This window comes from Streptomyces sp. XM83C (genome assembly GCF_023072675.1).
Taxonomy (GTDB): domain Bacteria; phylum Actinomycetota; class Actinomycetes; order Streptomycetales; family Streptomycetaceae; genus Streptomyces; species Streptomyces thermocoprophilus.
The window spans coordinates 1-10,259 of the sequence record NZ_JALLGL010000222.1 but is presented as its reverse complement, the minus strand read 5'-3'; the positions used below and the strand labels follow the sequence as shown (position 1 = coordinate 10,259).

8 protein-coding genes and 1 pseudogene are annotated in these 10,259 nt (G+C 73.9%); 6 read left to right on the top strand and 3 right to left on the bottom strand.

The window, feature by feature from the left end:
* The first annotated feature begins 439 nt into the window (after positions 1-439).
* A complete protein-coding gene (locus MTQ10_RS22140) occupies positions 440-1,249 on the top strand; it encodes an isocitrate lyase/PEP mutase family protein (RefSeq protein ID WP_247471255.1) in 810 nt (269 codons plus the stop codon).
* Between the two features lie 18 nt (positions 1,250-1,267).
* Here MTQ10_RS22140 and MTQ10_RS22135 read toward each other — a convergent pair whose 3' ends face one another.
* On the bottom strand, positions 1,268-1,858 hold the full coding sequence (locus MTQ10_RS22135) for a TetR/AcrR family transcriptional regulator (RefSeq protein ID WP_247471251.1): 591 nt from the start codon (positions 1,856-1,858) through the stop codon (positions 1,268-1,270).
* A gap of 82 nt (positions 1,859-1,940) precedes the next feature.
* The gene (locus tag MTQ10_RS22130) at positions 1,941-3,188 is read right to left on the bottom strand and encodes a D-arabinono-1,4-lactone oxidase (protein ID WP_247471249.1); all 1,248 of its coding nucleotides are present in this window, start codon (positions 3,186-3,188) and stop codon (positions 1,941-1,943) included.
* A 147-nt stretch (positions 3,189-3,335) separates the two neighbouring features.
* On the opposite strand from MTQ10_RS22130, the gene MTQ10_RS22125 reads away from it, so the two are divergent.
* From MTQ10_RS22125 to MTQ10_RS22105, 5 genes and pseudogenes are all read left to right on the top strand, one after another.
* Positions 3,336-4,661: a radical SAM protein gene (locus MTQ10_RS22125; protein ID WP_247471247.1), complete on the top strand. Its 1,326-nt coding sequence runs from the start codon at positions 3,336-3,338 to the stop codon at positions 4,659-4,661.
* A gap of 196 nt (positions 4,662-4,857) precedes the next feature.
* A pseudogene (locus MTQ10_RS31725) lies at positions 4,858-6,115 on the top strand (cellulose binding domain-containing protein).
* Between the two features lie 331 nt (positions 6,116-6,446).
* Complete coding sequence (rsgA, locus tag MTQ10_RS22115; protein ID WP_247471244.1) at positions 6,447-7,553, top strand: ribosome small subunit-dependent GTPase A; 1,107 nt, start codon at positions 6,447-6,449, stop codon at positions 7,551-7,553.
* 261 nt (positions 7,554-7,814) lie between these two features.
* Positions 7,815-9,206, top strand: a complete 1,392-nt coding sequence (locus tag MTQ10_RS22110; protein WP_247471257.1) for a DNA-3-methyladenine glycosylase 2 family protein — start codon at positions 7,815-7,817, stop codon at positions 9,204-9,206.
* Positions 9,203-9,706, top strand: a complete 504-nt coding sequence (locus MTQ10_RS22105; protein ID WP_247471241.1) for a methylated-DNA--[protein]-cysteine S-methyltransferase — start codon at positions 9,203-9,205, stop codon at positions 9,704-9,706. The genes MTQ10_RS22110 and MTQ10_RS22105 overlap by 4 nt, the downstream gene beginning before the upstream one ends.
* 32 nt (positions 9,707-9,738) lie before the next feature.
* Here the strand turns inward: MTQ10_RS22105 and MTQ10_RS22100 are convergent, their stop codons facing one another.
* The gene (locus tag MTQ10_RS22100; RefSeq protein WP_247471239.1) at positions 9,739-10,149 is read right to left on the bottom strand and encodes a PPOX class F420-dependent oxidoreductase; all 411 of its coding nucleotides are present in this window, start codon (positions 10,147-10,149) and stop codon (positions 9,739-9,741) included.
* Positions 10,150-10,259 lie beyond the last annotated feature (110 nt).

The window sequence follows — 10,259 nt, the reverse complement described above, 5'->3', positions numbered from 1 at the left end:
AGCGCGATCGCGTCCCGCTTGAACTCCTCGGTGTACCGCTTCGTGTACTTGCTTCCCACCTGGCGCTACTTCCTCTGGAACCTCAGGTCCCAGTCTCCAGGTGTCCACGATCAAGGGGAAGCTTCACTACTGGCAATTGCGGTCCGCCGTCACCACGCGAGGAGGCGGTCGGACCGTCATCCGTGAAAGGTCCGCAGGCCAACCGGCGAGCTGAGATGCTCGCGATGTGGCTGGTTTGATCACGGCGTCGCCTTTCCAGCGGCGCGGCATTCGGCGGTGAATGCTTGGTGCCGTGCCAGGTACGGCGCAGGGTCAACGGCCGAACAGACGCGGCTCCGCCCGACGCGGGCGGGCGGAGAGCGCGGTGAGGCCGGACGTCGCCGCCGAGCATGCGGACGCTTCGGCCGGCACCGAAGCGTCACCGGCCTACCGTGCCGGTATGACCGACAGCTCGCCCGGCGGGCCCCCGCCGCACCGCCCCCGCTCGTCGTCGGCCGCGTTCGCGGCCCTGCACCACGGGGACCGGCCCCTGCTGCTGCCCAACGCCTGGGCCCACGCCTCCGCGCACGCCCTCGCCGCCGCCGGATTCCCCGCCGTCGCGACGACGAGCCTCGGTACGGCCGCCGCGGCCGGGCTGCCCGACGGCACGTCCGCGACCCGCGACGAGACACTGCGGCTGGCCCTCGCCCTCGGCGGCGGCCCCTTCCTGCTCACCGTGGACGCCGAGGACGGCTTCAGCGAAGACCCTGACGAGGTGGCCGAGTTCGCCCGGAAGTTGTGGGTGGTGGGTGTGGTCGGGGTGAACCTGGAGGACGGCCTGGGGTCGGCCCGCCGGCACGCCGCGAAGATCGCCGCGGTGAAGTCCGCCGCGCCCGGTCTGTTCGTCAACGCCCGCACCGACACCCACTGGCTCGGCGAGGGCGGCACGACGGCCGCACTGGCCCGGCTGGACGCCTACCGCGAGGCGGGCGCCGACGGTGTGTTCGTGCCCGGCGTGACCGACCCGCGCGAGATCGCCGAGCTGGTACGCCACCTCGACGTGCCGCTCAACGTCCTGTACTCCCCGGACGGCCCCGGCATCGACCGGCTCGCCGACCTCGGCGTCTCCCGGATCAGTCTCGGCTCGCTGCTGTACCGCCGGGCGCTCGGCGCCGCCCTGGACGCCGCCGCGGACATCCTGCGGGGCCGTGCGCCGACGGGCACCACACCGGCGTACGAGACGGTACGGGCGTACAGCACGCCCCGCTGAGAGCCGGGCGGGGGAAGCTCACCCCGCCTCGGGACCGTGGGTCCCGCGCGGCCAGTGGGTGAGGGCGGTGTGCAGCGCGTCCACCACCCGGTCCCAGGAACTCCCCACGTCCCGCGAGGCGTTGAAGCCGCCGCCCGCCTCCAGCGCGCAGTACCCGTGGAAGGTGCTGCGCAGCAGGCGGACGGCGTCGGTCAGGTCGGGCTCCTTCAGACCGTAGGCGCGCAGCAGCCCGTAGGTGACCTCGGTGGTGCGGCGCATCGCGGGGGAGTCGGCCGCGAGCGCCGGGTCGACATGGATCTGCGTGGCGGCGTACCGCCCGGGGTGGGTCAGCGCGTACTCCCGGTAGGCGGCGGCGAACGCGGCCAGCGCCTCCTTGCCGGACCGCCCGGCCACCGCGTCGGCGATCCGGTCGGTCATCTCGCCGCCCGCCAGCAGGGCGAGCCGCATGCGCAGCTCCTGGAGGTTGCGGACGTGCGAGTACAGGCTCGCGTCCTTCACGCCGAACCGCCGCGCCAGCGCGGAGAGGCTGACCTTGTCGAACCCCACCTCGTCGGCGAGTTCGGCGGCTGCCGCCACGAGACGGTCGACGGTGATGCCGGCACGGGCCAAGGAGAACCTCCACGAACGCTGTCAGAGGCCTCCCAGCCTAGCGATCAAGCCGGCGGTCCCTTCGCCCGTCTCGGTGCCCGTCTCACGCCCGGCCGGCGTCCAGCACCCGCCGTACGAACGCGTTGGTGAACGCGCCCGACGGGTCCAGTTCCGCCACCAGGCGCCGGAAGTCGCCGAGGCGGGGGTAGCGGGCGCGGAGCGTCTCGGCGGGGGTGGTGAACACCTTGCCCCAGTGCGGACGCGGGTCGAACGGCTCCAGCGCCTCCTCCACGGCACGCACCGCCGGCAGTACGGCCGCGGTGTCCTCCACCCAGGTGAAGTGCACCGCCACGGTGTCCCGGCCGTACGACGGGCTGAGCCACTGCCGGTCGCCGGCCACCGTCCGCACCTCGCAGGTCTGCGTCACCGGCGCCACCACGGCACGCACCCCGTCCAGCGCGCGCAGCGCCTCGGCCGCGTGACGGCGCGGCATCAGATACTCGCTCTGGAGCTCCGCCCCGCTGCTCGGGGTGAACTCGGCACGGAAGTGGGGCAGCCGCTCGTGCCAGGGCCCCGGCACACCGAACTGCTCGGTGCAGTTCTCCGGCGGCATGCCCGGCACCGGGTGCAGCGCCACCTTCGCCGGCACCGCCCACGGGAAGTCACGCAGCGGCTCGTCGGTGCGCCGCTTCAGCCACACCTGCCGGAACCCGGGGTCGCGCCAGTCGGTGAACAGGCTCACGCTGTACGCCGCCGACGCGACCTCCTCGAAGTCCCAGCCGTCCGCCGGAAGCTCCGTGAACAGATGCTGCTCCACCTCGTAGGCGGGCTCCAGGTCCAGGGTGAGGGCGGTGACGACACCCAGCGCGCCCAGCGAGGTGACCGCCCCGCCGAAACGGGCGTCGTCCCGGCCGAGGACGACGGTCGCACCGTCGGCGGTGACCAGCTCCACCTCGCGGACGGCGTCGGCGAGCGGCCCGTTGCCCACCCCGGAGCCGTGTGTGCCGGTCGCGACCGAGCCCGCCACCGAGATGTGCGGCAGCGAGGCCATGTTCGGCAGGGCGAGCCCATGACCGTGCACCCGGCGGGCCAGCTCGGCGTACCGCACCCCGCCGCCCACCCGAACCGTGCGCGCCGCCGTGTCCACGTCGACCTCGGCGGGCAGCTCCGCCAGCGACAGCAGGAGGCCCCCGGCGCCCGGCTCGGCGATCTCGTTGAAGGAGTGGCCGCTGCCCAGCACCCGTACCGCCGCCGCCCCGGCGACGAGCGTCCGCAGCTCCTCCAGGGAACGCGGCCGGTGCGCAGCCCCGGCGGTGTACGTGATGTTGCCCGCCCAGTTGGTCACGGTCATGCCGGACGCCCTCCCACACTCGCAGCCGAATTAGTAATCCGACTTAACATATCCTGTTCCGCCGCTCCGGGGGGGACCCGGCCGGGCCTCGGCCGCAGCCAGGGCATACCGTGAGGAGTCGTACGCCTGAGCCGGGAGGAGTAAGGGATGGGCAGCCGTACCGCGCTGGTCGAGGATCTGATGGAGCGCTTCCCCCATGTACCGCGGGAGGCCGTCTTCAAGGAGGACCTGCTGCGCGGCGGGGTCGCCTTCGACCCCTCGGCCCTCAGCGACAACGAGGACGGGGAGGTGAAACCGAAGTCGTACTTCATCTTCTCCTTCGACCACGGCACCCTGCCCGAACTGGGCGAGGCCGCGCTGCGCCGCCCGCCCGAGGAGATCATCCTCACCGGCGGCCCCTACGATCTGCGCCGCACCGTGGTCTCCGTCCGGGTGAACCCGTCCTCCCCGTACCGCGTCGCCGCCGACGACGAGGGCATGCTCGGGCTGTACCTCGACGGCAAGCGGATCGCCGACGTCGGCGTCCCCCCGATGCCCGAGTACTACCGGCACACCCTCTCCAACGGGAAGTCCGTCATGGAGGTCGCCCCCACCATCCAGTGGGGCTACCTGATCTACCTCACCGTCTTCCGCGTCTGCCAGTACTTCGGCGCCAAGGAGGAGTGCCAGTACTGCGACATCAACCACAACTGGCGCCAGCACAAGGCCGCCGGCCGCCCCTACACCGGCGTCAAGGACGTCGAGGAGGTCCTGGAGGCCCTGGAGATCATCGACCGGTACGACACCGCGAAGGCCTCCACCGCCTACACCCTCACCGGCGGCGCCATCACCAAGACCGTCTCCGGCCGCGACGAGGCCGACTTCTACGGCCACTACGCCAAGGCCATCGAGGAACGCTTCCCCGGCCGCTGGATCGGCAAGGTCGTCGCCCAGGCCCTGCCCAAGGCCGACGTGCAGCGGTTCAAGGACTACGGCGTGCAGATCTACCACCCCAACTACGAGGTGTGGGACGAGTACCTGTTCAAGATGTACTGCCCCGGCAAGGAGCGCTACGTCGGCCGCGACGAATGGCACAAGCGCATCCTCGACTCCGCCGACGTCTTCGGCGCCCGCAACGTCATCCCCAACTTCGTCGCCGGTGTCGAGATGGCCGAACCCTTCGGCTTCAAGACCGTCGACGAGGCCATCGCCTCCACCACCGAGGGCCTGCGCTTCTTCATGTCGCACGGCATCACGCCCCGCTTCACCACCTGGTGCCCCGAGCCCACCACCCCGCTCGGCAAGGCCAACCCGCAGGGCGCGCCCCTCGAGTACCACATCCGGCTCCTCCAGGCCTACCGGCAGACCATGGAGGACTTCGGCCTGTCCTCGCCCCCCGGCTACGGCCCGCCCGGCCCCGGCCGCGCCGTGTTCTCCGTCAGCTCCTTCATGGACAGCCTCCCCGCGGAGGAACCCGCCCCCGCCGCCCGCTGAACACACCGTCGCCCACTGAACACACCGGGGCCCGCGCCCGTACCGTCCGTCGGTACGGTCGCGGGCCCCGTATCTGAACAGCGCGCTTGTCAGTTGTGCGGGAAGCGTGAAAGGCTCGGCCACCGCCCCGCGAGGTACGCTCAACTCCAGTGCAGGGAAGACCGGTTGACCTCGCCCGTGTGGATGCAGGAGACGCATGCCCGACCTGCCGACCGCCCAGGACGCCTCCGAGGCCGCGCAGTTCACCGAGTGCTGGGACGCCGTCCTCTCCTACGCCGACCTGTGCACGGCCGGTACCGCCGCGGCGCCCACGCTGGCCCGCGAGGCCTTCGCCCGCGGCCTGCGCCAGGTCCGCGACGCCGAGGCCGTCACCCGCCGCGCCCCAGGCCGCCGCACCGCCCGGCTGCCACGCATCCCGCTGCTGCTCACCGCCGTCCGCGACACCGCCGCCGACTGGGAGGCCACAGGACGCGGCCACGACCTCGACCCCGACCTCCGGCTGTGGCTGAACTCCCCCCAGGCCGGCCGGCACACCGGCCGCCGCGCCCTCGCCCTGCGCGCACTGCGCGACCTCCAGGAGGCCGACGCCGAACTGCTGTGGCTCGCCGAGGTGGAGGCCCTGCCGCTGCGCGCCCTCGCCCGCCGCTTCGGCCTGGACCCGGCCGCCGCCGCCGAGGAACTCGACCATGTCCGCGTCCTGTTCCGCGACCGCTGCCGCCGCGCCCACCTCGACGCCCCGCTCGACATCGAGTGCCGCCGCTACGCCCACCTCCTCGACGCGGTGACCCGCCGCCCCGGCATCGACACCCCCGACGACCTGTCCCGGCACCTCGCCGTCTGCCCCGACTGCGCCGAGGCCGTCGCCTGCCTGCGCCTGCACGGCGGCACCCTCCCCGCCGCCCTCGCCGGCGGCGTCCTCGGCTGGGGCGGCCTCGCCTATCTGGAACGCCGCCGCAGGGCCGTCGAGGTCCGCGCCGGCGCCTCCCAGGCCGAGCAGCCCGCCGAACCCGACCGCACCCGCCGTACCCGAGGCGGCCTCCTCGCCGCCACCGGCGTCGTCTCGCTGCTCGCCCTCGCCGTCACCCTGATCCCGCTCGGCTCCGACGGCGACACCGCGGGCGCCCGCACCGCCGACCCCGGCCGCCTGCACGGTCCACTACAGCATCACCAACCAGTGGCCCGACGGCTTCCAGGCCGCCGTCACCGTCACCACCGCCGACGCCCTCACCGACTGGCACGTCGACTGGTCCTTCCGCGACGGCCAGCGCATCACCCAGATGTGGAACGCCCAGGCCACCCAGAGCGGCCCCCACGTCACCGCCGACGCCGCCGACTTCGACCGCACCGTCTCGGCCGGCGGCACCCTCTCCTTCGGTTTCCTCGCCACCTGGACCGACCGCAACACCCACCCGTACGGCTTCACACTCAACGGGCGGGCCTGCGCCACGAGGTGACACGGGCCTGCCCGCACCACGAGATGACAGCGGGGTGGGGGATCAGCCTGAGGATGCGCATCGGGGAAACGCGTCCCCCGCACCCCCGAAAATCACTCGCGCACCCTCCGACCCGGCCACTAAGGTCGATTCCGTCGCCCCGGCACCCCGCCGAGGGCCTGAGTCGCCGTGTGCGCGCAAGGAGGTGTCGACCGATGGCTGTCGTTGCGATGAGCGCTGCTCCGAACCGGTCCGTCAAGTCCACCTCCGTGCTCCCCGGCTGATCTCACCTCACTCTTCCCGCGTCCACGCGCGGCGCCGGGGGCACCCCATGTGAAGGGTCCACCCCCCGTTGTCTTCCTCTCTGCTTTCCTCCTCGGCTTCGTCACGTCCGCTCACCCGATACGGCTGGGACGCGAGCTGGGAGTCGGAATTCGCCCCCTACCAGCAGCAGGGCCTCCTGCCCGGACGCGTGATCCGCGTCGACCGCGGCCAGTGCGACGTCGTCACCGACGGCGGCGTGCTGCGCGCCGACACCGCGTTCGTCACCCCGCACGACCCGATGCGCGTCGTGTGCACCGGCGACTGGGTCGCCGTCGAACCCGGCGGCAACCCTCGCTACGTACGGGCGTATCTGCCGCGCCGCACCGCCTTCGTGCGCTCCACCTCCTCCAAGCGGTCCGAGGGACAGATCCTCGCCGCCAACGTCGACCACGCCGTCGTGGCCGTCTCCCTCGGCGTCGAACTCGACCTCGCCCGCATCGAACGGTTCCTCGCACTCGCCTGGGAGTCCGGGGCGCAGCCGGTCGTGGTGCTCACCAAGGCCGACCTCGTCCCCGACGAGACGACGCTGTCGTACCTCGTCCAGGACGTCGAGACCACCGCCCCCGGCGTGCCCGTCCTCCCCGTGAGCGCCGCGCACGGCGAGGGACTGGACGTGGTCGCGGCGGTCGTCTCCGGCGGCACGTCCGTGCTGCTCGGCCAGTCCGGCGCGGGCAAGTCCACCCTCGCCAACGCGCTCCTCGGCGAGGACGCCATGGCCGTGCAGGCGACACGCGACGTCGACGGCAAGGGCCGGCACACCACCACCACACGGAACCTGCTCCTGCTGCCCGGCGGAGGCGTCCTCATCGACACGCCCGGGCTGCGCGGCGTCGGTCTGTGGGACGCGGAGACCGGCGTCGGCCAGGTCTTCGCGGAGATCGAGGAACTGGCCGCCGACTGCCGCTTCCACGACTGCGCCCACGACGCCGAGCCGGGCTGCGCCGTGCGCGCCGCCATCGACAGCGGCGAGCTTCCCGTACGACGCCTGGAGAGCTACCGCAAGCTGATGCGGGAGAACCAGCGCATCGTCGCCAAGACCGACGCCCGGCTCCGCGCCGAACTGCGCCGGGACTGGAAACGCAAGGGCGCGGAGGGCCGGGCCGCCATGGAGGCCAAGCGCGGCCGGCTGCGCTGAGCGGTCGCCCCGGCGGTACGACGGTTGGGGGTGCCGCCCGCAGCACGACCGCCGGTGGGCGGCACCCGTACCGCGACCGCGGGTGATCGGGGCGCGTGACGGCCGCCGCCGAGCGGTCCGCGCAACGACCGCCGGTGGGCGAGGGGTGCCTGTACGGGCGCCCCCGCTCGCCGCTGCCCCCGCTCACCGCCACCCCGGCCCACCGTCACGTCCGAATCCCGCCAGTCCGGGCCCGGCCGACCCCGCACACTGGAAGGCGTGATGGACGAGGAGACCAGGTACGAGGCCGTGCGCAGCCGAGACGGCCGGTTCGACGGCGTGTTCTTCTTCGCCGTCGAGACGACCGGCATCTACTGCCGGCCCAGCTGCCCCGCCGTCCCGCCGAAACGGCACAACGTGCGGTTCTTCGCGACGGCGGCAGCGGCCCAGCGCAGCGGGTTCCGCGCCTGCCGGCGGTGCCGGCCGGACGCCGTGCCCGGGTCGGCCGAGTGGAACGTACGCGCCGATGTCGTCGGGCGGGCCATGAGGCTCATCGGCGACGGAGTCGTCGACCGGGAAGGCGTCGCCGGCCTGGCCGCCCGGCTCGGCTACAGCCGCCGTCAGGTGCAGCGGCAGCTCACCGCCGAACTGGGCGCCGGACCGGTCGCCCTGGCCCGCGCCCAGCGCGCCCACACCGCGCGTGTCCTGCTCCAGACCACCGACCTGCCCGTCACCGACATCGCGTTCGCGGCCGGGTTCGCCAGCATCCGCCAGTTCAACGACACGGTACGGGCCGTGTACGACCGGACCCCCAGCCGGCTGCGCGCCGACGCCCCCCGAGGCCGCCGCTCCGGCACCCCCGGCGCCGGCATCCCACTGCGGCTCGCCCACCGGGGGCCGTACCCGACCGGTCCCGTCTTCGACCAGCTGACGCGGGAGGCCGTACCCGGCGTGGAGGAAGTGGCCGGCCCGCCCGGCCGGCGCGTCTACCGGCGCACCCTGCGGCTGCCCTACGGCACCGGCATCGTCGCCGTCGACGAACGCCCCCGCACGGCCCGCCCCGGCGGCGCCGCCCACCCCGGCGGCTGGCTCCAGGCGCGGCTGCACCTCACCGACCCGCGCGACCTCACCACCGCCGTGCAGCGGCTGCGCCGCCTGTTCGACCTGGACGCCGACCCGTACGCCGTGGACGAACGCCTCGCCGCCGACCCCCGCCTCGCGCCCCTCGTCGCCGCCCGCCCCGGGCTGCGCGTGCCGGGCGCAGCCGACGCCGAGGAGTACGCCGTCCGCGCCCTCACCGGCACCGCCGAGGCCGCACGGCTCGTCCAGCGGTACGGCAAGACCCTCGACGCGCCCTGCGGCACCCTCACCCACCTCTTCCCCGAGCCGGGCGTCCTCGCCGAGGCCGCGCCCGGCGGCCCCCTCGGCGCGCTCACCGCCGCCCTCGCCGACGGCGCCGTACGCCTCGACCCGGGCGCCGACCGCGACACCGCCCAGCAGGCCCTGCTCGCCCTGCCCGGCGTCGACGCCACGACCGCCGCCGCGATCCGCGCCCGCGCCCTCGGCGACCCCGACGTCGCGCCGCCCGGCACCGACCTGCCCGACACCTGGCGCCCCTGGCGCACCTACGCCGTACACCACCTGCATGTCGCAGGGGACTGGAGCCCCGTATGACCGGCCCGATCCGCTACACCGAGACGCCGAGCCCGCTCGGCACCCTGCTGCTGACCGCCGACCCCGACGGCTCGCTGACCTCCCTGTCCGTGCCCGGGCAGCGCGGCGGGCGCACCGCCGGCGCCGACTGGGTGCGCGACCCCGCGCTGTTCCGGGACGCCGAGGAACAGCTCGCCGCCTACTTCGCCGGCGACCTGAAAGAGTTCCGGCTGCGGCTGCGCCCCCACGGCACCGACTTCCGGCGGCGCGTATGGGACGCCCTGGACGACGTCCCCTACGGGGCGACCACCACGTACGGTGAGATCGCCGCCCGCATCGGCGCACCCAGGGCCGCCGTCCGTGCCGTCGGCGGCGCGATCGGCGCCAACCCGCTGCTGATCCTGCGCCCCTGCCACCGGGTGATCGGCGCGAACGGCACCCTCACCGGCTACGCGGGCGGCCTTGACCGCAAACAGTGGCTCCTCGCGCTGGAGGGTGTGCTCCCGGCCGTCGGGCACTGACCCCGCCGTCGGGCACCGGGCGGGCGGGCCGGTCACCGAGCCGGCTCGTCGTCCAGGCCCCAGGCGTGCACCCACCGCGGGTGGATGCGGATCAGCTCCTCGCTGAAGTGCGCGCCCAGATCGTGCGGGCCGACGAGCAGCTCGGCCTCGCCGCGGGTCTCGACCCCGCGCACCCGCCACGGCCGCACGCTCACCACGTCGTCGACGACCAGCGCGACCTTCGCGTTCCGCTGGAGGTTCCGCCACTTCTTCGTGGTGCCCAGCGCGTACCCGCCGATCAGGACCGTCCCGTCGTCATGGAGGTGGAAGTCGACCGGGTTGGCCTGCGGCTGCCCCTGCGGATCGACGGTGGCCATCCGCCCGAGCCGCTGCGACCGCAGATACGCCACCTCGGCCTCGCCGAGCAGCCTGGCCGCCGTACCGTCCGATTGCGTCGTCGTCATGGCCCGGAGCCGAGCACGGCCCGCCGCCCCTCCACATCGGTTCGACGGACGAACCGGACCGGGACCTGAGACCTACGGCCCCACCCCGGCGCCTCCGGCCCTCTCCGCCC